This window comes from Cutibacterium nasicola, assembly GCF_052654715.2.
Genome location: NZ_CP199745.2, coordinates 1,044,070 through 1,066,380, shown reverse-complemented (window position 1 = coordinate 1,066,380; position 22,311 = coordinate 1,044,070). Strand labels below are relative to the sequence as shown.

Annotated in this window: 18 protein-coding genes and 1 tRNA gene; 13 read left to right on the top strand and 6 right to left on the bottom strand. The window is 62.1% G+C overall.

Going from position 1 to position 22,311, the window contains the following annotated elements; translation table 11 throughout:
* Window positions 1–15 precede the first annotated feature (15 nt).
* From fmt to rpe, 4 genes are all read left to right on the top strand, one after another.
* Entirely contained in the window at window positions 16–963 is a 948-nt protein-coding gene (gene fmt / locus ACUCCZ_RS04910) for a methionyl-tRNA formyltransferase (RefSeq protein ID WP_435916514.1), read from the top strand.
* Window positions 960–2,324, top strand: a complete 1,365-nt coding sequence (locus tag ACUCCZ_RS04905; protein ID WP_435916513.1) for an RsmB/NOP family class I SAM-dependent RNA methyltransferase — start codon at window positions 960–962, stop codon at window positions 2,322–2,324. The genes fmt and ACUCCZ_RS04905 overlap by 4 nt, the downstream gene beginning before the upstream one ends.
* Window positions 2,325–2,721: 397 nt before the next feature.
* Window positions 2,722–3,567: a CAMP factor family pore-forming toxin gene (locus ACUCCZ_RS04900; protein ID WP_435916512.1), complete on the top strand. Its 846-nt coding sequence runs from the start codon at window positions 2,722–2,724 to the stop codon at window positions 3,565–3,567.
* 420 nt (window positions 3,568–3,987) lie between these two features.
* A complete protein-coding gene (gene rpe / locus ACUCCZ_RS04895) occupies window positions 3,988–4,659 on the top strand; it encodes a ribulose-phosphate 3-epimerase (RefSeq protein ID WP_435916511.1) in 672 nt (223 codons plus the stop codon).
* A gap of 12 nt (window positions 4,660–4,671) precedes the next feature.
* Here rpe and ACUCCZ_RS04890 read toward each other — a convergent pair whose 3' ends face one another.
* Window positions 4,672–5,478: a proteasome assembly chaperone family protein gene (locus ACUCCZ_RS04890; protein ID WP_435916999.1), complete on the bottom strand. Its 807-nt coding sequence runs from the start codon at window positions 5,476–5,478 to the stop codon at window positions 4,672–4,674.
* A gap of 51 nt (window positions 5,479–5,529) precedes the next feature.
* Between ACUCCZ_RS04890 and metH the strand changes: the two genes are divergently transcribed.
* Together metH and ACUCCZ_RS04880 are read left to right on the top strand one after the other, a co-directional pair.
* Window positions 5,530–9,015 carry a methionine synthase gene (gene metH, locus ACUCCZ_RS04885; protein WP_435916510.1) on the top strand — a complete coding sequence of 1,162 codons (3,486 nt, stop codon included), beginning with the start codon at window positions 5,530–5,532 and terminating at the stop codon, window positions 9,013–9,015.
* Entirely contained in the window at window positions 9,005–10,645 is a 1,641-nt protein-coding gene (locus ACUCCZ_RS04880; protein WP_435916509.1) for an HAD-IA family hydrolase, read from the top strand. The genes metH and ACUCCZ_RS04880 overlap by 11 nt, the downstream gene beginning before the upstream one ends.
* A 102-nt stretch (window positions 10,646–10,747) precedes the next feature.
* On the opposite strand, the gene ACUCCZ_RS04875 is transcribed toward ACUCCZ_RS04880, so the two are convergent.
* From ACUCCZ_RS04875 to ACUCCZ_RS04860, 4 genes are read right to left on the bottom strand one after another with little or no spacing between them, the layout of a single operon-like run.
* On the bottom strand, window positions 10,748–11,140 hold the full coding sequence (locus tag ACUCCZ_RS04875; RefSeq protein ID WP_435916508.1) for a DUF3054 domain-containing protein: 393 nt from the start codon (window positions 11,138–11,140) through the stop codon (window positions 10,748–10,750).
* Window positions 11,137–13,323, bottom strand: a complete 2,187-nt coding sequence (locus tag ACUCCZ_RS04870; RefSeq protein ID WP_435916507.1) for a YhgE/Pip family protein — start codon at window positions 13,321–13,323, stop codon at window positions 11,137–11,139. The genes ACUCCZ_RS04875 and ACUCCZ_RS04870 overlap by 4 nt, the downstream gene beginning before the upstream one ends.
* 3 nt (window positions 13,324–13,326) lie before the next feature.
* A complete protein-coding gene (locus ACUCCZ_RS04865; RefSeq protein ID WP_435916506.1) occupies window positions 13,327–14,235 on the bottom strand; it encodes an ATP-binding cassette domain-containing protein in 909 nt (302 codons plus the stop codon).
* Complete coding sequence (locus ACUCCZ_RS04860) at window positions 14,235–14,855, bottom strand: TetR/AcrR family transcriptional regulator (protein WP_435916505.1); 621 nt, start codon at window positions 14,853–14,855, stop codon at window positions 14,235–14,237. The genes ACUCCZ_RS04865 and ACUCCZ_RS04860 overlap by 1 nt, the downstream gene beginning before the upstream one ends.
* Window positions 14,856–14,998: 143 nt before the next feature.
* Between ACUCCZ_RS04860 and prcB the strand changes: the two genes are divergently transcribed.
* The 7 genes from prcB to ACUCCZ_RS04825 all read left to right on the top strand — a co-directional run bounded on the left by prcB (window position 14,999) and on the right by ACUCCZ_RS04825 (window position 21,039).
* A complete protein-coding gene (gene prcB / locus ACUCCZ_RS04855; protein ID WP_435916504.1) occupies window positions 14,999–15,838 on the top strand; it encodes a proteasome subunit beta in 840 nt (279 codons plus the stop codon).
* Complete coding sequence (gene prcA, locus ACUCCZ_RS04850; protein WP_435916503.1) at window positions 15,835–16,512, top strand: proteasome subunit alpha; 678 nt, start codon at window positions 15,835–15,837, stop codon at window positions 16,510–16,512. Before prcB ends, prcA begins: the two co-directional genes overlap by 4 nt.
* Complete coding sequence (locus ACUCCZ_RS04845) at window positions 16,493–17,596, top strand: prephenate dehydrogenase (protein WP_435916998.1); 1,104 nt, start codon at window positions 16,493–16,495, stop codon at window positions 17,594–17,596. Before prcA ends, ACUCCZ_RS04845 begins: the two co-directional genes overlap by 20 nt.
* Before the next feature lie 62 nt (window positions 17,597–17,658).
* Window positions 17,659–18,330 carry a (d)CMP kinase gene (cmk, locus tag ACUCCZ_RS04840; protein WP_435916502.1) on the top strand — a complete coding sequence of 224 codons (672 nt, stop codon included), beginning with the start codon at window positions 17,659–17,661 and terminating at the stop codon, window positions 18,328–18,330.
* 64 nt (window positions 18,331–18,394) lie between these two features.
* Window positions 18,395–19,753 carry a ribosome biogenesis GTPase Der gene (gene der, locus ACUCCZ_RS04835; RefSeq protein ID WP_435916501.1) on the top strand — a complete coding sequence of 453 codons (1,359 nt, stop codon included), beginning with the start codon at window positions 18,395–18,397 and terminating at the stop codon, window positions 19,751–19,753.
* A gap of 63 nt (window positions 19,754–19,816) precedes the next feature.
* Window positions 19,817–19,890: transfer RNA gene (locus tag ACUCCZ_RS04830), tRNA-Pro, on the top strand.
* A 300-nt stretch (window positions 19,891–20,190) separates the two neighbouring features.
* The gene (locus ACUCCZ_RS04825) at window positions 20,191–21,039 is read left to right on the top strand and encodes an HAD family hydrolase (protein ID WP_435916997.1); all 849 of its coding nucleotides are present in this window, start codon (window positions 20,191–20,193) and stop codon (window positions 21,037–21,039) included.
* Here the strand turns inward: ACUCCZ_RS04825 and ACUCCZ_RS04820 are convergent, their stop codons facing one another.
* On the bottom strand, window positions 21,040–22,257 hold the full coding sequence (locus tag ACUCCZ_RS04820) for an acetyl-CoA hydrolase/transferase family protein (protein ID WP_435916996.1): 1,218 nt from the start codon (window positions 22,255–22,257) through the stop codon (window positions 21,040–21,042).
* Window positions 22,258–22,311 lie beyond the last annotated feature (54 nt).

The following is a 22,311-nucleotide window of genomic DNA, read 5'->3' as shown; positions in this document are numbered from 1 at the left end:
CGATAGGCTGGAAGGGTGAAATTACTTTTCGCTGGCACCCCGGACGTAGCCGTCCCCACCCTGACGGCCCTTGTTGACGACCCGCACCACGAGGTCGTCGCCGTCCTGACTCGACCCGACGCCCCAGTCGGACGTCATCGCACACCGCGTCCCTGCCCAGTCGCCAAGGCAGCCGAGGATCTCGGCATTCCCGTCATCAAGCCAGCCAGCGTGAAGTCAGGTGAGGGGCACGATGCTGTCGCATCCCTCGACATTGATGCCGCAGTCGTTGTCGCTTATGGCGGTCTCATCCCCACTGATCTCCTGGCTGCGCCGAAACATGGTTGGATCAATCTGCACTTCTCCCTGTTGCCCCGTTGGAGGGGAGCTGCCCCGGTGCAGCGGGCCATCATGGCTGGGGACGAGGAGACGGGTGCCTGCGTCTTCCAACTCGTCAAGGACCTCGACGCCGGACCGGTGTATCGCTCCATGACAGTGCCGATTGGCGAGACGACCACAGCTGGTGAGCTCCTCGCCGAACTGGCCCAGACCGCGACCCCGCTGGTGACTCAGACACTCGAGGACATCGATTCCGGGATCGAGCCGACGCCTCAGTCGTCTGAAGGGGTGACGACCGCCCCACAGATACACCCAGGTGACGTCCGCATTGATCTGACGGCTCCTGCCGAGGAGATCGACCATCTGGTCCGTGGCACGTCCCCGACCCCGGGAGCATGGGCTGAACTCGATGACAAGCGCTTCAAAGTGTTGCGCACCTGCCACCTTGGCCCCGACGCCACGGTCCCGAACACCGTGACGACGGCTCGACCGGGCCAGCTCGTCGCCACCCGCAAACAGCTCTTCCTCGGGACTGGTTCTCGGCCCCTCGAACTGCTGCAGGTCCAGGCTTTCGGGAAGAAGGCCATGAACGGAGCTGACTGGGCGCGAGGCGCAGGGATTGACGCCGGAACCAGGCTGCGATGAATCAGCGTCCCCACCAGAAACGCCGCAAGACGGATCCAGCACGACGGCTGGCATACACCGCACTGTTGGCCGTCGAGACCCATGGTGCCTATGCCAACCTTGCCCTGGCCGACCAATTGCGTGCCACCGGGATGACCGGACGTGACGCGGCGTTCGCGACCGAGCTCGTCGACGGCACCTCCCGCGGATCGGGTACCTGGGATCGCATCATTGAGGCCGCATCAGGGCGAAACCCTGCCAAACTCCAGCCCGGAGTGCGCGTCGTCCTACGGATGGCGGCACACCAGATCCTTGCCATGAGGGTGCCCACCCGGGCTGCTGTGGCCACTTCGGTCGATTTGTCCCGTCAAGTCATCGGAGAACGAGTAACAGGTCTTGTCAACGCTGTATCCCGGCGCATCAGCACCCACAGCCTCGAGGAATGGGCCAGCGAGATCGGTGGACGCGAGGGCGTCGACGTCATGGCCCTGCGAACCCTGCACCCGACCTGGATCGTCAAGGCCTTCCAGGATCGTCTTGGAACTGACGAGGTGGAGGCCGCCCTGCTGGCGGACAACGAGCCGCCGGTCCCGACCCTGGTCGTCCGCCCTGGCCTCGCTGAGCGCGACGAAATTGAGTCTGGGACCCCAACTCGGTATTCCCCATGGGGTGTCGTGCGTCCAGGAAACCCGTCCGATGTCACTGCGGTGCGTGAGGGGAGGGTCGGCGTACAAGATGAGGGCTCTCAATTGGTGATCCTGGCCTTGCTTCATGCAGCCGAGGCGAATGGCAATTTTGGTCAATGGCTGGATCTCTGTGCCGGGCCGGGTGGCAAATCCGCGCTCCTGGCCGGACTCGCGAACCAGCACAACACCAATCTGACCGCGGTGGAACTGCATGAACATCGTGCTGATCTCGTGGCGAAGGCCCTCAAGACCATCCCGGGCAACCATCGCGTCATGACTGCCGACGGCACGTGCCCGCCACTTCCAGTTCGGTCTTTTGACGCCGTCCTTGCTGATGTGCCGTGCTCGGGTCTGGGATCCCTGCGCAGACGTCCAGAAGCGCGCTGGCGTCGTACTCCTGCTGACGTCGAGGAGTTGACCCACCTGCAGCGTCGACTCCTTACCTCGGCGGTCAATCTCAGCCGACCAGGTGGGATCGTCGGATACGTCACGTGCTCACCGCACCGAGCCGAAACCGTTGACATCGTTGAGTATGCTCGCGCGTCCCTGCCAGTTGACGTCCTCGACGCTCCTGCCATGCTCCCGGGCATTCCTGGTATCGCTGCGTCCGGAAACTCAAACGTCATCCAACTGTGGCCACATCGTCACGGCACCGACGCCATGTGTTGCGCATTGTTCCGCAGACATGACGAGTGAGGAATGCGATTATCAGGCATATGTGTGGCTGAAGGATGTCAAACGACATCCCAAGATGCAGAAACAGCCCAGTCCACGCTGACGTCGGCACTTGACGCACTGGGTATTTCCGGAAGCGGGGCCGAGGGGAGTGGTTGCCCCCGGGTTGGTTGGCAACCACACCGTAGGTCGGAACGGGCTACGTGTGACATGAGTCGGCAGCAGCCTTGGTGCGCGTGGTGCTCGACACGGTATGGAAGACAAAAGTTAGCTCTCGTCATCCTGCGGAGTTCCTTGGTATACATGTAGGTAGCGTTTTGGGGGATGTCCCGGCTCTTGCATTCTCAGCACTCGGGCTCGTCTGCGATGGTGATGTGGTCCGAGATCGTGGACAAGTCGCTCTAACGAGGAGAACCTCATGAGGATCAAGTTGATCGCCGCCCCACTGGTTGCCGGTGCCCTGATGGCTCCAGCCGCTCTTTCCACCCCCGCGGCTCAGGCTGCCGTACCGGCTGTTTCCGCCGTGTCGAGCAATACCTCTGATGCACACGCATTGCTCGGCGATGTCAATGATCGTATTGACTCGCTGACCAGTGATCTCAAGGTCGCCAAGGTCTCTCTGTCTCCTAAGGAGGTCATTGACACCATTTCGGACCTACTGAAGCAGGCCAAGATTCTCAAGGCTCAACTTGAGAAGGTCATCAAGGGAGTCACCACCTTCGTCAAGTCGATTCCGGCTCGTGTCGAGTTGTTCCTGACCATGTGCGACACCACGCACACCGCGACTCTCACCATTCAAGACAAGGTGCAGAACGCGCATACTGTCGTGTTCGATGAGATTGCCCACGCCATCAACGTGCTGATTTCTCTTGATTCCACCCCCGCGCAGTTGACCGACGAGGTGGCTGCACTTAAAAAGGCTCTCGCTACAGCTCAGGCCATGCCCGACCTTAAGCCGACCGATGTTGCCACCAAGTTCGTGCGCGCCAAACTGGGACGCTTGATGGCGCAAGTTCTGTTCGATCGCGACACCTGCGTCATCAATTACAAGGACAACGACACCATCCGTCAGCTCAACCGTGCCATTGACAGGGCTGGTCTCATTCGTGGTAACGCATGGGTGCGGGTCGCCGAAGTCGACCAGGCCATGGAGGACCTCAAGGTCGCCTACCAGGACGCCCTCAAAGCTCCGAACAAGAAGGACGCTCCGGCCTCGCCATCCTTCTGCATGCCGGCTGCCAATGCTCCGGTGGCTTTCGCCTGATACCAATGATCATCAGGACCACGCTGGTGGTCCTGATGATCGCTTTGTGTGTGGCTGGTCATGTCAGTCGTGATCAATGTCCTTTCCACATCCGGGACAAAGACGTGAGTCGCAGTCGTCACCGATGGACGATGCGGAAGCCAAGATGTTGGTGATGATGCATCGAAAGGGTATTGCGAATGTCCACCCCCCATGACGGTTACCGAATCGGCCACCGTCAAGTGGTCGTACATCGCGACATGTCGCGGGTCAGGCGTCGGTGTTCCTGCACCCAAGCCTGTGTCGATAGTTGACGAGCGACGCGGTAGTCGTCATCAACTCTGGGTACACCATCACTTCAAGCGGGGATGGTGGGCACGGTCCTGACGTCGTGGCAAGGAGAGTCCTTCCCCGCGTCCCCTGACCCTCTAGGCTGACAGCATGACAGTTCGCATCACACCGTCAATCCTCAACGCCAACCTGGCCAACCTTGCGGGGGAGGTGGCGCGAATCCCCTCTGCCGACGGCCTCCACATCGATGTCATGGACGGTCACTTCGTACCGAACCTCGTCATGGGGGCGTCTTTCGTGGAATCCCTGCGTCCGACCACTGACCTCATGTTTGACGTCCACCTCATGATCGAGGATCCCGACAGATGGGCACTGCAATATGTCGAGGCCGGTGCCCAGTCGGTCACATTCCACCTGGAAGCTGCCACCGCGCCCATCAAGCTGGCCCGTGAGCTCCGGGCGATGGGGGCGCGTGCATCCGTGGCACTGCGTCCGGCCACTCCGGTCGAGCAGCTCGCTGATGTCCTGACGGAGTTCGACCAGATCCTCCTCATGACCGTGGAGCCTGGATTCGGCGGCCAGGGATTCCTCGACCCGGTCCTTGCCAAGATCCGTCGAGTACGCACACTCATTGACGCGTCGGGGGCAGACATCTGGCTACAGATCGACGGCGGGGTCTCGGCTGACACGATTGAGCGGGCAACCAAGGCCGGGGCTGACACGTTCGTGGCGGGTTCTGCCGTCTACCGATCCGATGACCCGGACCAGGTCGTCGCCTCACTGCGCAGTCAGGCTCAGGCGGCCCAGAGCTGCTGCCACTGAGTCACCGCGGTCTCATGTGTTGCGGTGTCGTAGATAGGACTGGAACTCCACGGCCAGGACGTCTCCTGTGAGCCCCTCGGGCAGGGCGGCGTCCTGTTCGGTCTCCAGGGCTGCGACGTACTCGGCCAGTTCGGGATGCTCTGACAAGGCCTCGTCGATGGCTGTGGCCCACTCCCGCGTGTCCTCCTCGAGACCGGCTTGCGGTACGGCAATTCCGGTGAGCTCCTCGATCCGGACGAGGAGGGACTGCACAGCCGGCGGGCAGGCGGATTCGCAGGCGTATTGCGGCACCCCGACCCACAACCCGATCGCGTTGAAGTCGTGACGCCGTGCCTCAGTGACGAGGACGAAGGGGATCCCCGTCGGACCGTCGTACGTGAGCTTCTCCGCGCCCAGCGCACTGATGAGGTCAGGGTTGGTCGTCGAGACCATCACCGGCAATTGCCGTGTGTGGGCGACATCAGTGGCCATTGCGCCGAGCACGACCAGGCCGGCCGGCTTGAACCGGCGTAGTCGTCGCAGCAAGCGCAGGCAGTAGGTTCGCCAGCGCAGACTCGGCTCCGGACCGGTGACGACGATGATCGGCCGGCCTTGCCAGCTGCCGAGGCAGATCGTCGTGCGCGGCCAGTTGACGATTTCGACGTCGTTCATGACGGTGATGGCCGGACGGGTCTGACGGAAGTCGTGGAACTCCTCGCCATCGATCGTGCGCCAGGTCTTCGCCTCGGAGTATTCAGCGATGAGGGTTGCCGCTTGAGTGGCGGCCGAGCCGGCGTCGTTCCAGCCGCTGAAGGCCACCACGACCCATGGCCGGTCCATGTGTCGAAATCGCATGGTGTCAAGGCTAGCCCGGCCCCTAGGCTGGAAGCCATGACCATTCGCACCGCTCTGTCCCAGCACGTTCTCGTCATTGACGGCGCCATGGGCACGATGCTGCAGAGCAGCGATCTCACAATCGATGACTTTCAAGGACTCGAGGGCTGCAATGAGATCCTCAATGTCACCCGACCCGACGTCATCTCCGGGATTCATGACGCGTATCTGGATGCCGGTGCTGACATCATCGAGACCAACACTTTCGGTGTGAACTTACCGGCGTTGACGGAGTACGGCATTGCCCCACGCGCTGTTGAACTGGCAGCCGCGGCCACGGAACTGGCTCGTGAAGCAGCTGACAAACGCACCGACAAGCCGCGCTATGTCGTCGGATCGATCGGTCCAGGAACAAAACTGCCGACCCTTCGTCAGATCGGTTTCGCCGCGATTCGCGACGTGTACCAGCAGGTCATCGAGGCCATGATTGACGCCGGCGCCGACGGCGTCCAGATCGAGACCTGCCAGGATCTCCTGCAGGCCCGAGCTGCCATCATCGGCGCTCATCGTGCCGCCGCCGCGCGCAAGGTTGACCTGCCGGTTCTCGTCGACCTCACCGTCGAAACCACCGGAACCATGCTCATGGGGTCGGAGACCGGTGCCGCTGTGACGGTGCTGGAGTCCCTCGGTGTCGACGCCATCGGCCTCAACTGTGCCACTGGACCTGCTGAGATGGCCGAGCATCTGCGCACCCTGTCCCGTGGTGCACGGGTGCCGATCATGTGCATGCCCAATGCCGGCCTTCCCGAGATCACGGGGGAGGGAGCCCATTATCCTCTCAGTCCTGGCGATCTCGCCCCCGTTCTGGACGACTACGTCGATCGTTACGGCCTGTCCGTCGTCGGCGGCTGCTGCGGTACCACCCCCGACCACATCCGTGCTGTTGCCGAGCGGGTGTCAGGCCGCCCGGTTCGCCAGCGAGAGAGTCACCACGTCAACGCTGTGGCTTCCCTGTACAACGACGTCCCGCTGAGCCAGGACACCGCTTATCTCGCCATTGGCGAGCGCACCAACGCCAATGGTTCCAAGGCTTTCCGCGAAGCGATGGTGGCCCAGAACTGGGATGAATGTGTCGACATCGCCAAGGCTCAGACCCGCGACGGTGCCCACCTGCTCGACCTGTGCGTCGACTACGTCGGTCGTGATGGCGTGGCGGACATGTCGGAACTCAGCGCTCGCCTCGCCACCGCCTGCACGCTGCCGATCATCCTCGACTCCACCGAGCCCGACGTCCTGGCCGCTGGTCTGGAGCACCTGCCTGGTCGCTGCGTCATCAACTCGGTCAACTTCGAGGACGGGGACGGCCCTGGGTCGCGCTACCAGCGTGTCATGCCGATGGTCGTCGAGAATGGGGCTGGAGTCGTCGCGCTCACCATCGACGAGGATGGTCAGGCCCGCACTGCCCAATGGAAGGTCCGGGTGGCCTCTCGGCTCATCGACGATCTCGTTGGTACCTGGGGCATGGACATCGGTGACATTCTCGTCGACTGCCTCACCTTCCCCATCGGCACCGGTCAGGAGGAGACCCGCCGCGACGGTCTGGAGACCATCAACGCCATTGCCGAGATCAAGAAGCGTTACCCGGGTGTGCGCACCACACTCGGCGTCTCGAACATCTCTTTCGGCCTCAACCCGGCCGCTCGCATCGTCCTCAACTCGGTCTTCCTCCACGAGGCTGTCAAGGCCGGTCTGGACTCGGCCATCGTCCACACCGCGAAGATCCTGCCGATCGATCGCATCCCCGACGAGCAGCGGGAAGTTGCCCTCGACCTCGTCTACGACCGTCGTCATGAGGGCTATGACCCGCTCAATCGCTTCCTGGAACTCTTCGAGGGTGTGACGGCTGCCTCGATGCGCGCTGAGCGTGAGGCTGAGTTGGCTGCCATGCCGCTGTCCGAGCGCCTCAAGCGGCGCATTATCGACGGCAATGCGAAGGGCCTGGAGGCCGACCTCGACGAGGCCATGGAGACCAAGCCCGCTCTCGACATCGTGAACGAGGATCTCCTGGCCGGCATGCAGGTGGTTGGCGACCTCTTCGGGTCGGGCAAGATGCAGCTTCCCTTCGTGCTGCAGTCTGCGGAGGTCATGAAGGCGGCAGTGGCTCACCTCGAGCCTCACATGGACAAGTCGGACACCTCGGGCAAGGGCACCCTGGTGCTCGCGACGGTCAAAGGAGACGTCCACGACATCGGCAAGAACCTCGTGGACATCATCGTCTCCAACAACGGCTACCACGTCGTCAATTTGGGCATCAAGCAGCCGGTGACAGCCATCATCGAGGCCGCCGAAACTCACCAGGCTGACGTCATCGGTATGTCCGGTCTGCTGGTGAAGTCGACGATGGTCATGAAGGACAACCTGCTCGAGTTGAACCAGGCCGGACTGGCCTCCAAGTACCCCGTCATGCTCGGTGGCGCAGCCCTGACGAGGACATTCGTCGAGGAAGACCTCAATGACCTGTTCGAGGGCGAGGTGCGTTACGCGAAGGACGCCTTCGAGGGGCTTCGCGTCATGGACTCCGTGATGGCCGTCAAGAGGGGGGTCCCGGGAGCCGAACTCCCGAAGCCCCGACGCCGTCGTGCCAGGATCAGACGGACCACTGGTGAGACCGACGACATGACCTGTGATGACGACGTCCCACGCGCCGATGTGGCACGTCCGGTGCCGGGCTCGGTCGAGATCCCGACCCCACCGTTCTGGGGCTCGCGAGTCTCAACGGGTATTTCGTTGGCCGACGTTCTGGTCTGGCTCGATGAGCGCGCCACCTTCATGGGCCGGTGGGGCCTCAAGGGCTCGCGCACCGACGGGTCCTGGGATCGCATGGTCAACGAGGTGGCTCGGCCCCGCCTGCGCCTCCTGCTCGACCGCGTTCGTCAGGAGAACTTGGCCCAGTTCGGCGTGGTCGATGGCTACTGGCCGTGCTTCTCGCAGGGGCGCGATCTCATCGTCCTGGATCCCGAGGACACCTCGAAGGAGCTCACTCGATTCACGTTCCCGCGCCAGAGCAATGGCAGGAAACTCTGCTTGGCCGACTTCTTCCGGGATACTGACGAGGCCGGCGAGTACGGACCAGACGTCATCGGCTTCCAGCTGGTGACGATGGGCAAGGCCATCTCGGCTGCCACCCAACGGCTCTTCGAGGTCAATTCCTACCGGGAGTACCTCGAGTTGCACGGGTTGTCTGTCCAGCTGACCGAAGCCCTCGCCGAGATGTGGCATGCTCGCGTGCGTCACGAATTGGGGATTGACGACGACGGTTCCTCCGTCGCCGATGCCATCGATCATCAGACCTACCGTGGCTGCCGGTACAGTTTCGGGTACGCCGCCTGCCCAAACCTCGAAGACAGGGCCAGAGTGGTCACACTGCTCAACCCGGCGAGGATCGGAGTGGAGCTGTCGGAGGAGTTCCAGCTCCATCCAGAACAGTCCACCGACGCCTTCGTCGTCCATCATCCGGAGGCCAACTATTTCAATGCCAAGTGAGACGCCCGTGCACACCTGGACTGCCGACCATTTTGCGGCAGTGCTGTGGGACTTTGACGGGACCCTCGTCGATACCGAATCTCGCTGGGTCGAGGCAGAACTGGCGATTCTGGCCTCCCACGGGATCCCGTGGGAGGCCGAAAAAGCCAGTAGCTTCACCGGCGGACCGATGACCGACGTCTGCCAGGCGATGGCTGCGGAGATTGGTGAGTCGGTGACCGCCGAGGACGTGCAACACCAGCTCGTCACGATGGTCTCGACCTTCAACCGGGAACGAGAGGTGCCGTGGCGTCCGAGTGTGCTGGACCTGCTGACACAGATCCGTGAGGCTGGCATCCCCATGGCGATCGTCACGGGATCGGCACACGCTGTCGTCGAACCGGTGCTCGAGGCAATCCGCGACCTTATCGGCAACCCCTTCGACACGGTCGTGACCTTCGACGACGTCACCCCGGAGACCGCCAAGCCAGCTCCAGAGCCGTACTTGTTGGCTGCCGACAGGCTTGGCGTCGACATCGCCGACTGCCTGGCGATCGAGGATTCCCCCAAGGGGGCCACCTCGGCGACGACAGCCGGTGCCGCGGTACTCACCGTCGACGGGCTGGCTGGTGTCGGTCCCGGACCGCGCCGGGTTCATCGCCCGGACCTGTCCGGTCTGTCGCTGGCTGATCTCGTCAGCCTCTGGCACCTTGCCGACGAGCCTGCTGCTCCGGTGGCCAATGGGGGCGGGGGAGTTCTGCGTGCTGGTGAGCGGATCACTCTCACCGATCCCAAGGGGCGCAAACACTCAGTCGTCCTGCAGTCAGGTGGCATCTTCCACACCACCAAGGGGGCAGTTCGCCACGACGACCTCATCGGCGGGCCTCAGGGGGTCGTCGCCACCTCAGTCGGAGGCCTGGAGTTCCTGGCCATGCGACCGATTCTCAGCGAGTTCACCGTCTCCATGCCGCGCGAGGCCGCAATCATTTATCCGAAAGAGGCGGCCCAGATCACGATGTGGGCTGACATCTTTCCCGGGGCGCGCGTGCTGGAGGCAGGAGTCGGGTCCGGTGGTCTGTCGATCCCACTGCTGCGCGCCATTGGCCCGAACGGGCGTCTGCATTCCTACGAGCGGCGGCAGGAGTTCGCTGACGTGGCCCGCATGAACGTCGAGTCCTTCTATGGCGAGGTGCCGTCCAGCTGGGACCTCAAGGTCTCCGACCTGGTGACCGGCATGACATCTGAGCCGATTGACCGCGCCATCCTGGACATGCTCGCTCCTTGGGAGTGCGTCGAGGCGGTTGGCAAGGTGTTGGTTCCGGGCGGCGTGCTGTGCTGTTACGTCGCGACCACGACCCAGATGGGTCGGGTGATGGAAACCCTCCGTGCCGACGGTGGATGGACGGAGCCCCAGGCCACTGAGACCACGACCCGAGACTGGCACGCGGAGGGCCTGGCCATCCGTCCGGGGCACGGTACGACAGGCCACACCGGTTTCCTTGTCATCTCACGACGTCTTGCTCCTGGTGTGACGGCACCCATGCGTAAGCGTCGTCCTGCCCCGGGTGCTTACGGGCCTGAGTATCACGGCCCTCGGCCACGCAACATCACAGAGCACGACCAGTGGCGGTTGCCGAAGGAGCAGAAGTGATGGCTGGAGCGGCATGACCACGCTGTGGCTGATGCGTTCGACCGCATAGTTTCAACCACAGTCAGAGGGCCGGCAGGGTGAATCCCGCCGGCCCTCTCGCGGTCACGTTTGTGGCTTCTTGCGACGTGTCGCTGTGATGCCAATCATCACGGCCCGCCACCCGATGAGGGCGAGAGCCAAGAAGCTCGCCGCCACGGTCACGAAGAAGACTGTCACTGCTTGGTTCGTGAAGTAGCGAACTGCCATTCCCACGATGAGGGTGGACGCCCACACAACCAGTCCAGCCACCCAGCGCTGTGCCGGGACACGGGCCGTCACGACGATGACCCAACCGACGGCAAGTCCCAGCACGAAGGGAGTGCCGGTTCGCAACAGGCCACCGGGGGAGAGGGCCCTTCCGTGGCTGGCCCGTCCAATCGTCGCGAACAGGATCACACAGATGATGTCAGCGACGAGTGCCCTTCGCACCAAGGGCGATGCCAGGTCGTCGCTCATCGCGGCCTCACGGAGAAGGCGAAGTCGGCCGTGGAGGTCGAGGTGATCATCGGCGGGTGCAGGTCACGCATACGGAACAGCTTGTGGCGATGGACGAGCGCCAAGGTGATGATCGTCGAGATGATGAGGATGCCACCCTGGACGGCGAATCCGAGCGCCATCGTCGACATCGGTCCACCGGAGATGACGACACGGAAGGTGTCGACGGAGTACTTCATCGGCATGACGACTGCCAGCTTTTGATAGACCGGCGGCAGCATCGTCACGGGGAAGGTTCCGCCACAGGTGGGCAGCTGAAGCACCAGGAGGATGAGGAAGATAGCTGTCTGTGGAGAGCCAAAGATGAGTCGAATCCAGAAGGCCAGCATCATCCATGACAGTGAGGTCAGTGTGACGAATCCTATGAAGTGCCAGGGATGGACCGGGTCGAGTCCCAAGGTGAACCAGACGCCGAAGGCCATGATGTACGCACCGACCAGGGCGATGACGGCCAGCGGACCGAAGCCGACGAGCGCGATCGACAGGGCGTTCGCCCGCCCCGTCATGGCACGACCGGAGAAAGTACGCACGACAAGGAAGGTGGAGATACAGGCGATCCACATCGCGATGGAGAAGAACATCGGTGCAAGGCCACGTCCGTAGTACTTTGCGGAGTGGAGGATGGTCTGCTCGACGTCGACCGGGGAGCTCATGACATTGGCCAGATTGGTGCGCTGGTCGTCCGTCATGCCGGGAATTTGCTTGGCACCGCTGTCGAGGCCCTGATGGAGCTGTGTCGCTCCCTTGGACAGGGCGTCAGCACCCGACTTGAGCTGTCCCAGACCGTTGCTCAACTGCATGACGCCGGATGCAATTTCGGGAGCCTTCGCGGTGAAGTCTCGACCGGCGTCGGTGGCATTGTTGACGGCCTTGTTGAGATCCTTGGCAGCCGAATCAGCGGTGTCCATGGCGCCGTTGATCGTCTCAAGGCCGTTGTTGACCTGCTGGGCGTCCTTGTTGAGACGATTCAGCGCAGCCTTGGCATTGTCGGCCAAGGTGTCAGCGTTCTGTTGATTGAGGCTCAAGTTGAGACCGGCAGAGATATTTGCGACGGCCGCGATGTTGGACGACACGGTCGTCGTCGAACTCGCGGCGCCATTGATTTGTTTGACCAAAGCGATGTAGTCAGGGTCATCGGCAATTTCAGGATGCTTGGCAACGAGAGAGGATGCCTTGTTGGCTGCTCCATTCACATCATGCTGAATCTTGACGACTGAATTCCCGTTGGGGTTCTGTAACGTCGCCGTCGCGGAGACAAGATTCCTGGCTTGCTTCTGCAGGGCAGGGAGATTCTTGGTCACATTGTTGATGAGCGGAATCATCGCGGAATTGACGGCCTGGGTATCGGCCATGACGCTTTGTGCGGACCCGGTAATGGCCTGGGCACCCACCCGAGTCTGGCCAACTGCCATCGACGTCTTGGCCGCTGCCGAGTCGGCGTTCGCCAGTGCGGAATTGACCTTGTTGATGGTGGCGGTGGAGTCGCCGATAGCCTTGGTTGCCCCCAAGACCCTGGTGTTCATCTCATTGACCCCCGCGTCGAGGGTCTTCATGCCAGTATCGAGTGTCGCTGACCCCTCAGACGCTTTGGTCAATGCGTCCTTGATGACGCCCAGGTTGATGAAGAGTGCATTGAAGTAGGTCTCGGACACACTCTGGTCCAAGGCCTGTTCGAGGGCTGTCTGAACCTGCGAGGTCAACAGACCGATGATGAATCCGTTGGCGTCGTCTCGGTGGAGTTTGAGTGTCGCGCGAGCTGGTTTGAAGTCACCGGCGGACACGATGCTCGTCGAGAAATTATCAGGTACCTCGATGACCATGAAGTACTCGGCGTCACGAAGCCCCTGATAAGCCTTGTCCTCATCGGTTCCGAGGAACTGCCAGTCGAATCGCGGGTTCTTCTTCAGGGTTTCCTGGAATTCCTTACCACCTTCGACGGTCCGTCCGTCAAACGTGGCCGGCTTGTCATGGCTGACAATGGCGATCTTCACCTTGTCGGTATTGGAGTAAAGATCCCAGTTGGCGTGAAGATAGATACCGCCGTACAGCAGCGGAATGATGAGAATGAAGATGAGTCCGAGCTTGGAGCGTCCTTTGAAACGCCGGAACTCGAACTGTACGAGTCTGATGAATCGAGTCAGCATGCGTTATCTCCGGGAGGAGTCATCGGGACGGTCACTTTCCCTCAGGGCGTTGTTTTCGGGTTCGTCATCGGATGGAGATCTGGACTCGATCTCCACCGTGGTCTCTGCGCCTTCCTCGTCGGCCTCGCGAGGAATGTGTGTTACCTCTGGGACTTCTGGGCCACCAGAATTATCGTCGTCGTCCTTGTTGCCATGAATGTCCGTGACCGCATGGGTGCGGTGGTGGGCCGGCAACTCGACGTCGAGAGATCCGGGCGGAGCCATGTCGTCATCGACCGTTGCGGCGATGATGGTCGAATCGTCGAGCTCGGTGAGCTTCGAGAACATCTCGAACAACACTCGCTGCTGGTTGTGGGGAACCATGACGTCGGCATCGTCGATGACGACAACCTTCGTCTCCCTCAGCATGGCGAGAGCTACGGACGCCACGGCACGCTCAATGGCATCGAGTTGCTCGAACTCGCAGGAGCGGTCGATGCGGAAACCAACGATTTCCTCGATCTGACGCACCCTGCCCTCGGCTGTCTTGAGGTTGACGGCATCGAGATGGCACCGTTCGGCGAGCGACTCGTTGAGGGTAAGGCGGTCCTCCGGGACGACGTAATCGGCAATGCGGGCGACGGACGTGCGCTGAATCGCGCGGTAGGGTTCGGCCATCGCGTCAATACCGTCAATGATGAGAGTCCCGCGCGTCCTGCGGAATCGTCCGGACAACGCCAACAACAGGGCGGACTTTCCGGCGCCAGCCGGGCCGTGAATAACGGCGAGCTGACGCGGCGCCAGGTCCATGTCGAGAGGCCCGAAGATCATCCCCTGCCGCCCCTGGGCGTTCAAGTCGTGGGCGTGGAGCACCACTCCCGAGGCGTCCTCAAGGGCCTGGGTGTCGACCGGAGGACGTTTCGAGAAACGCATCACTGAAGGAACCCCCTGATTGAACGTTCGATGACATCGGTTATGACCTGCTGGTCAATGACCGCACTGGCCACGGAGAATTCCAAGGCGAGTACGTTGACCAGGCTGAGGACCACCACCGCGAGGCTGCGTGGGTTGGCAGCTTCTGTGGAGTCGACGTGATCGAGTACACCGTACTGGGTCGTCACATCGACCAGTTGAGCGATCCGCTGTTTTTGCAGTTTTGCGTAGGCCTCGGCGATCTCCTCGTCGTGGCGGGCCAGAGCGCGGAATTCTGCGAGGATCACCTGCCACGGAGCATCCTCCAGGAGGATTTCCGTGAGTTTCTGGCTGATCTGCCTCATGACCTCGTCAGGGCTGCCACCGTTCGACAAGATGGGGGAGAGGGCATCGACGACGTCCCGCTCGCCACTGGCAAGTCTTTCGGTGCACACCTGCCCGAAGAGGTCGGGCTTGGATCCGAAGTTGGAGTACACGGCTCCCTTGGTGAATCCGGCATCCGATGCGATACGACGCAGACTTGCGCCGGCATAGCCGTCCCGTTCGAATTCTTTGGTAGCAGCGGCGAGGATACGGTTTCTGACCTCATCGCGATGAGGTCTTTCCACTGCGGTGGGCATCACAGGTTGGCGTCCTTTGGAAGAGCAAGGGGATCGTAAGCAGTACCACTGGTATCGAATACCAATGGTATCCGCATCGAGGCCCGTACCCAAATCGGTCGGCTAGGCTGGAAATCCCGAGTGCATCCGTGACGAGGAGGGTCATGCCACTGTCGCTGTCCGATCTTGATGAGGCCTACCTCACCTCGAGTACAACCACCGATTCGTTTGCCCTGTTCTTGAGGCGTGTGGCCCCTGAGCTGCTGCCCCCGACGACGGTGGACACCAGTGTTCCTGAGCTGTTGAGGCACGGCAGAACGGTGCTGGCCATTCGTTGCAGTGGGGGCGTGATAGCCGCCGCTGACCTTGGATCGACGATGACGCGGCACCCGAACCAGCGAGACATTGACCGAATTCTCGGTACCGATGATCGCTGCGTGATCGGAGCCGCCGGGGCGGCGGGTCTCGCAGGGGAGATGATTCGCCTCTTCCAGGCCGAGGTCGATCACCTCGAGAAGATCCAAGGACAACGCATCAGCATGGACGGTCGAGCCGCGAGGCTGTCCAGCTTGGTTCGCTCGAACGGCACGATGATGGCTCAGGGTATGGCGGTGACGCCGTTGTTGGCCGGGTGGGATGACCTCGCTCATCGAGGACGCATCTTCTCCTACGACGGAACGGGTGGACGCACTGAGGAGCGCGCCCACGCCTGCGTCGGGGCGGGGACCCTCTTCGCAACCGGTGTCATCAATGACGGCTACCGCCCCGGTATGGATCGCGACGACGCCGTCATGCTTGCGATTCGCGCCTTGCACGCCGCCGTCAGCGACGACACCACCTCGGCGCCGTCAGGACCTGATTTGTCCCGTGGCCTGTACCCGACCGTGTGCCATGCCGATCCCACCGGTGTCACGCGGATTCCCACCGAGGAGATCGCGATGTTGGCGAAGCGAGTCGTTGATGGGATCACTGCCGAGACGGAGCATGAGGAGGCTCGGTCATGACGATTCCTGCCTACGTTCCTCCACGTCAGTGGGTGGCTGACCGGGCCAGCTTCGTGTCTGATTCGATCCGCGATAAAGGTGACGGCGTCGTCGTCGCTCGATGTGCCGAAGGCATTGCATTGGTCGCGCGTCACAGTGGTGCACATCTGCCCAGGGGTATGAGGTCAATCTCCGAGACGCACGATCGGCTCGCCTTCGCCGCGGTCGGGATCTTCCATGAGGCCGAGGACCTGAGGGTGGCGGGCATTCGGTTCGCCGATCTTCGCGCCTATGCCTATGACCGGCTCGACGTGACGGGACGCAGCTTGGCGAGCATGTATTCCCGCATCATAGGCAAGGTTTTCGCTCACCCTGAGGTCAAGCCCTACCAGGTTCAGGTGACCGTGGCAGAACTCGGCCTCGTCCCTTCCGAGGATCGCTTCTACACCATTGACTTTGACGGCACCGTGCGTGCCAGCACCGGTCCTGTTCTCATGGGGGTGGCTTCTCAGCACTCTCTCGATCTGCCGGACCATGCGGCGGTGTCTGACGTCGTTCGGGCTTCGGTGAGCATTCTTGGTGCCGGACCAGAGAGCCTTGAAATAGGATTTCTCGATCGCCACGCCTCAACTCGACGTCATTTCCGTCGTCTCGACGCTGTCACCGTGCTGGAGGCTGATGGTGACGAGTCCTGACAGCGTTGCACCGGCCTTGAGGGGGCCCGTTCTCATCGTCGGTACCGGGCTCATCGGTGCGTCGATCGGGAGAGCCCTCGTCACCGCAGGGATTGACGTCCACCTGTGGGATATCGATCGCGCCAACGCCCTGGTGGCAGCCGGACGCGGCGCAGGACAGCTGGACGGTCTCGACGACGATGCCTATCGGGTTGTCGTGGTGGCGACCCCGCCCGCCGCCGTCGCGTCAACCATCGTCGAGCGCCTCAACCGTCATCCCCACGCCGTCGTCACGGACACGGCGTCGGTCAAGGGGGCGGTACTCGCCGACCTCCTTGACCTGGCAGCTGGCCGCGATGTCGACCTCACCCGTTATGTCGGTTCACACCCGATGGCAGGCACTCAGTACACCGGCCCACTGACGGCCTCTGACGACCTCTTCGTCGATCGCACCTGGGTGGTCACTCCTCGCAGTGACAACCGTCATGACGACGTCGAACGGGTCATTGCACTGGCTGGGGCATGTGGTGCTCGCGTAGTGAGCATGGACGCTGACGAGCATGACCGAGCCGTCGCCGAGGTGTCTCACCTTCCTCATCTCATGAGCATCCTCACGGCGGCCAATCTGCGGCATGCTCGCCCCGAACATCTCAGACTGGCAGGATCAGGGATCCGTGACGTCACGCGAGTGGCTCGTTCCCAGACCGCCATGTGGCGCCAGATCCTCAATTCCAATCGCACTGAGGTTCGGCGTCAGCTGGAAGCCATTCGTGACGATGTTGACGACCTGTTGTCTCGTCTGGACGACCCGCACTGTCTTGAGGAATTCCTGAGCGTCGGGCAGTCGGGGGCACGCAAGGTCGCAGGTAAGCATGGTCACCAGATGATGGAGACGACCGCTGTCGTTGTCGAGATTCCCGATGCCCCTGGTGCCCTCGCAAGGCTGTTCGCCGACGTCGAGGCTGCCGGGGTCAACGTCGAGGATTTGTCGGTGGAGCATGATCCGGCTCGAGAGATAGGTTTCCTGTCCATCGATGTTGCCCCGGAAGGTGCGGAGCAGTTGACGGTCTTGATGCGCGATCATGGATGGTCGGTGCGTTCCTGACCCTTGTCGGTGGATACCGATAGTCTCACCTCGTCGGAGCGCCATCGAAAGGCAGGCAGAACGTGTCCCTCTCACCTCTTGTCATCGCCATTGACGGGCCCAGCGGGTCCGGCAAGTCATCGACCTCTCGCGGGGTTGCCCATCAACTCGACGTGGCCCATCTGGACACCGGTTCGATGTATCGCGCGGTGGCCTGTCGTGTTGCCCACCTCGGGATCGATCCGAAGGCCAATCCTCGTGACGCCATCGAGGTGGCTCGTACTTGTCACTTGAACCTCGACACCTCTGCCAACCATGACCTCGTCCTCATCGACGGCGAAGATGTCACCGAGGAGATCCGACGGCCCGAAACCAGTGCCCAGGTGTCCGCGGTTGCCACGATTCAGCCTGTTCGTGACGCCCTCACCGCTCGCATGCGCCAGATCGCGGACGAGTGCGGGCGTATCGTCATGGAAGGACGCGACATCACCACGGTGGTGTACCCCGACGCTCAGGTAAGAGTGCTTCTCGTCGCCGATCCCGCCGTCCGTATTGCGCGCCGTCAGGCTGAGCTGGGCGAGAACGTCGACATGGAACAGGTCATCGACTCGATCGTGCGTCGCGACCGTGACGACTCGACGGTGTCGACCTTCGAGAAGCCCGCCGAGGGAGTTACCTTGCTCGACTCCACCCACCTCAATCTGGACCAGGTCATCAACGCCGTCATCGATCTGGTTCCCCCGTCGCTGCGTTGAGCAGCATCTCCACGGGCGCCAGAGCGTGTACCGTGGTCCAGTCCCCTAGCAGGAGGGTGTCCTCATGTCCGACTCGCCCGAGTTCCTCGACGGCACCGAGGAGACTTTTCCAAAGCCTGTTGTCGCCGTCGTCGGACGGCCCAACGTGGGTAAGTCCACCCTCGTCAACCGTATCCTTGGTCGCCGAGCGGCTGTTGTGCAGGATGTTCCCGGCGTGACCCGTGACCGGGTGTCCTATGACGCCGAGTGGTCCGGTCGGCAGTTCGTGCTCGTCGATACTGGCGGTTGGGCCTCCGATGCCTCGGGCATGGCCGCGATGATCACCGAGCAGGCAGAGTTGGCCATCTCGACGGCTGACGCCGTGTTGTTCGTCGTCGACGCCAATGTCGGTACGACTGACGAGGACGAGGCGGTCGTCCAGGTGTTGAGGCAGTCACGCAAGCCCGTCGTCGTGGCAGCTAACAAGGTTGATGACGTGCGTGGCGAGGCCGAGGCCGCAACGATGTGGGATCTCGGCCTGGGGGAGCCCCATCCGGTGTCAGCCATGCACGGTCGTGGATCGGGTGATCTTCTCGACGCCCTCATAGACGTGCTTCCTGACAGTCCCGCCAACTACGAGACGACGGGCGGCCCGCGCCGTGTCGCTATCGTCGGCAAGCCGAACGTCGGCAAGTCGTCCCTACTGAACCGTCTGGCCCGTCACAACCGTGCGGTGGTCTCTGACGTCTCCGGTACGACGGTGGACCCGGTCGACGAGCTCGTGACCGTTGGCAGCACTGTGTACCAGTTCATCGACACCGCTGGTCTGCGTAAGCGGGTCAAGGAAGCTTCGGGGCACGAGTACTACGCCTCCTTGCGCACCCAGGCTGCCATCGAGCGTGCCGAGGTGTGCGTCGTCGTCATCGATGCCTCGGAGCCGATCAGTGACCAGGATCTGCGCATCCTCACCATGGTCGAGGACACCGGACGCGCCATGGTGATCGCCTACAACAAGTGGGATCTGACCGACGATGAGCGTCGTCGTCACCTGGAGCGTGAGATCGAACGGGATGTGCAGGCCTACACCTGGGCTCCCCGAGTCAACATCTCTGCTCTCAAGGGTCGTAACGTCGACAAGCTCGAGAAGGCCATCGAGACGGCCGCAGCAGGTTGGGAGACGAGGATCTCGACCGGCAAGCTCAACGCGTTCCTCGGACGTCTGGCGGCGGCTCATCCGCATCCGGTGCGTGGTGGCAAGCAGCCAAGGATCCTCTTCGGTACCCAGGCCCACAACTGCCCGCCGACCTTCGCCCTGTTCACCTCCGGGATGTTCGACCAGGGGTACGTGCGGTTCATCATCAGGCGACTTCGCGAGGACTTCGGCTTCACCGGATCGCCAGTTCACGTCCAGATTCGACCGCGCGGCAGGCGCGGGAAGAAGTGACCGATTTGGTCGCCGGAGTGGAAGTAAGCTAATGTGCTTCCTCGGATTGCCAAGCGATCCGATCGGGCTGTAGCGCAGCTTGGTAGCGCACTTGACTGGGGGTCAAGGGGTCGCAGGTTCGAATCCTGTCAGCCCGACGACATGCCTGGTGAGAACGTGGTTCTCGCCAGGCATTCATCATTTCCGGGGAAGGACTGTCCGCATATCCACCCGCAACGACGCGGTTTTGTGGTCCTCGGCGAATGGGACTCGTATTATCCCCATCCGAGTGTCGCACCTCGTCACAACGAAACCGCATAAGTCACATCTTGACCGCCCGTTGGGCCACATCGCAGGAGTTCGAAGGCTGCCAGCGAGGAGTACATGCACACTCCCAGGACAGCCACGGCGCCTGTGTGTCCGGCCCGTGCCGCGATCGCTATCCTGATCGCGTGGATATGCCGAAGCCGACCCCATTTCCTGCCCCCGCCGACGACCTCCGACTGGTCATCTCCGACATGGATGGCACTCTTCTCGACGGAGAGGGGAACATCCCGCCCCAGCTGTGGCCTCTGCTGGAAATCATGAATGATCGTGGCGTAGCCTTCGTACCGGCCTCCGGACGTCAATGCACCACTTTGTCCACGATGTTTCATTCCCACCTTGACGGGATGCCACTCATTTCGGAAAACGGTACCTATGTCGTTCGCGATGGCGTCGACGTCTCCTCCTCGATCATCGCCCCCAACCTCGCTCGCAAGGTCATCAAGGGAGTTCGAAAGCTCGTGGAAGATGGTCATGACGTCGGGCTGGTCCTCGCGACCAAGTCCATCGCTTACCTCGAGCGTGGTGACGACGCCTTCGTCTCCCACGTCGCAACCTACTACCACAGAAACACCGTCGTCGATGACCTCACGGAGCGCATTGACGACGTCATCAAGCTGTCCATCTACGACTTCGGTGAGGCCTCCGAGGTCACCCACCCGACGATGCAGGACATCGCCCCTGACCACCAAGTCATCCTTGCCACCCCGAACTGGGTCGACATCATGAACCCAGGAGTGAACAAGGGCAGCGCGGTTGAGGCTGTGCAGGCCGACCTGGGGGTCTCCCCTGACCAGACGGCGATCTTCGGGGACTTCCTCAACGACCTCGAGATGATGCCGCTGGCGACGTGGTCCTTTGCCATGGCCAACGCCCATCCCGACATCATTGCGGCCTCGAACTACGTTGCCCCGTCCAACAAGGACAACGGCGTCATCACGGTCCTTGCTCAGCTGCTCGGCGTCGATGTTCCGGAGGTCTGATCAGACCAGCCCAAACTCCCGGGCCCGTTGCCACAGATGGTCGCGGGCGGCGGGGTGGGCGGTGTTCTCGATGAGTTGACGGGCCTGTTCGTTCTGGGAATTGCCGAACAGCTCAGCCGTGCCCTGCTCCGTGACGATCACCGAGGGCTGGATCGCCGAAACTGGTGAGTCCAGCGCGTCGACGATCGTCGAGCAGTTGGCTTTCGGGTGCCAACTGAGCATGGTAATGAGAGCCTGACCGCTGGGGGAGTGCATGGCTCCCACCAGGAAGTCAGTGGAGCCTCCCACCCCGGAATGGATCTTGGTTCCCACTCGAGTTGCATTGACCTGACCGAACAGGTCCACCTGCAAACCCGTGTTGACACTGGTGACTTTGGGCTGGCCGGCGATGGTACCGGGGTCATTCGTCGTCTCACAGCGCAGCAACGACACTCGCGGGTTATCCTCAAGCCATTCGTACAAGGCGGGTGTTCCCATGGCGAAGGTGCCGGTGATGACGCGATCATCCAGTGTGTGAGCCTCCTCCAGGACACGGATGGAGTCGGTGAGGAGTTCAGTCCACACGCCCACGTGGATGTCCTCGGGCAGTTGAGCGACGACCGCATCAGGAACCGCACCGATGCCCACCTGGAGAGTGGCACCGTCAGGGATCCGAGATGCTACTCGGTCACCGATCTGGCAAGCCAGTGGACCCGGCGACGGCATGGCGACCGCAGGCAGGGGTACGTCGACGACCACGCCTATGTCAATGTCGTCGACGTTGACGATCCCATCGCCGAGGACATAGGGCATGTTCGGATTGATTTGGGCAATGATGAGGGCCCCCCGACGCTTGGCCGCCTCCAGGGCAGCCGGTAACACCTGGACCTCAATGCCCATGCTCACTGAGCCGTTGCGCGGAGTACTGGTGTGTAGGACGAGGATGTCGGGCGCCAATCGTTCCTCGTAGAGACTCGGTGCCAGACTCAGACGACAAGGAATGTACTCGAGGCTCTCGGCACGACGGCCACCCGGGCCAATGAAGATCGTCTCGTGAACGACGTCCTTGCGTGTCGGAACGCCAAGTGGCGCATTGACGCACACCAACCGCCACCTCTCGACGCATCGGTCGATGACGTCCAGAAGTGGCAGGGGAGTGGCCCCCGAACCACCACAGATCACCCGGGGCTGGCCCCTGACACCATGCATGACGCCTTCGAGTCCGCCTTGATCCATCATGCGCATGACAAAGAGCGTAGTGGCTGAAGGCCTTCACATCGTGGGCACGACGAC

Excerpts from the sequence above, each read along its gene's own strand:
- ACUCCZ_RS04900 (WP_435916512.1), top strand. The coding sequence starts at position 2,722 with ATGAGGATCAAGTTGATCGCCGCCCCACTGGTTGCCGGTGCCCTGATG.
- ACUCCZ_RS04825 (WP_435916997.1), top strand. The coding sequence starts at position 20,191 with ATGCCGAAGCCGACCCCATTTCCTGCCCCCGCCGACGACCTCCGACTG.
- ACUCCZ_RS04875 (WP_435916508.1), bottom strand. The coding sequence starts at position 11,140 with ATGAGCGACGACCTGGCATCGCCCTTGGTGCGAAGGGCACTCGTCGCT.
- ACUCCZ_RS04880 (WP_435916509.1), top strand. The coding sequence starts at position 9,005 with ATGCCAAGTGAGACGCCCGTGCACACCTGGACTGCCGACCATTTTGCG.
- der (WP_435916501.1), top strand. The coding sequence starts at position 18,395 with ATGTCCGACTCGCCCGAGTTCCTCGACGGCACCGAGGAGACTTTTCCA.
- ACUCCZ_RS04905 (WP_435916513.1), top strand. The coding sequence starts at position 960 with ATGAATCAGCGTCCCCACCAGAAACGCCGCAAGACGGATCCAGCACGA.
- ACUCCZ_RS04820 (WP_435916996.1), bottom strand. The coding sequence starts at position 22,257 with ATGATGGATCAAGGCGGACTCGAAGGCGTCATGCATGGTGTCAGGGGC.
- ACUCCZ_RS04865 (WP_435916506.1), bottom strand. The coding sequence starts at position 14,235 with ATGCGTTTCTCGAAACGTCCTCCGGTCGACACCCAGGCCCTTGAGGAC.
- prcB (WP_435916504.1), top strand. The coding sequence starts at position 14,999 with ATGCCACTGTCGCTGTCCGATCTTGATGAGGCCTACCTCACCTCGAGT.
- prcA (WP_435916503.1), top strand. The coding sequence starts at position 15,835 with ATGACGATTCCTGCCTACGTTCCTCCACGTCAGTGGGTGGCTGACCGG.
- ACUCCZ_RS04890 (WP_435916999.1), bottom strand. The coding sequence starts at position 5,478 with ATGGACCGGCCATGGGTCGTGGTGGCCTTCAGCGGCTGGAACGACGCC.
- rpe (WP_435916511.1), top strand. The coding sequence starts at position 3,988 with ATGACAGTTCGCATCACACCGTCAATCCTCAACGCCAACCTGGCCAAC.
- metH (WP_435916510.1), top strand. The coding sequence starts at position 5,530 with ATGACCATTCGCACCGCTCTGTCCCAGCACGTTCTCGTCATTGACGGC.
- ACUCCZ_RS04870 (WP_435916507.1), bottom strand. The coding sequence starts at position 13,323 with ATGCTGACTCGATTCATCAGACTCGTACAGTTCGAGTTCCGGCGTTTC.
- ACUCCZ_RS04860 (WP_435916505.1), bottom strand. The coding sequence starts at position 14,855 with ATGCCCACCGCAGTGGAAAGACCTCATCGCGATGAGGTCAGAAACCGT.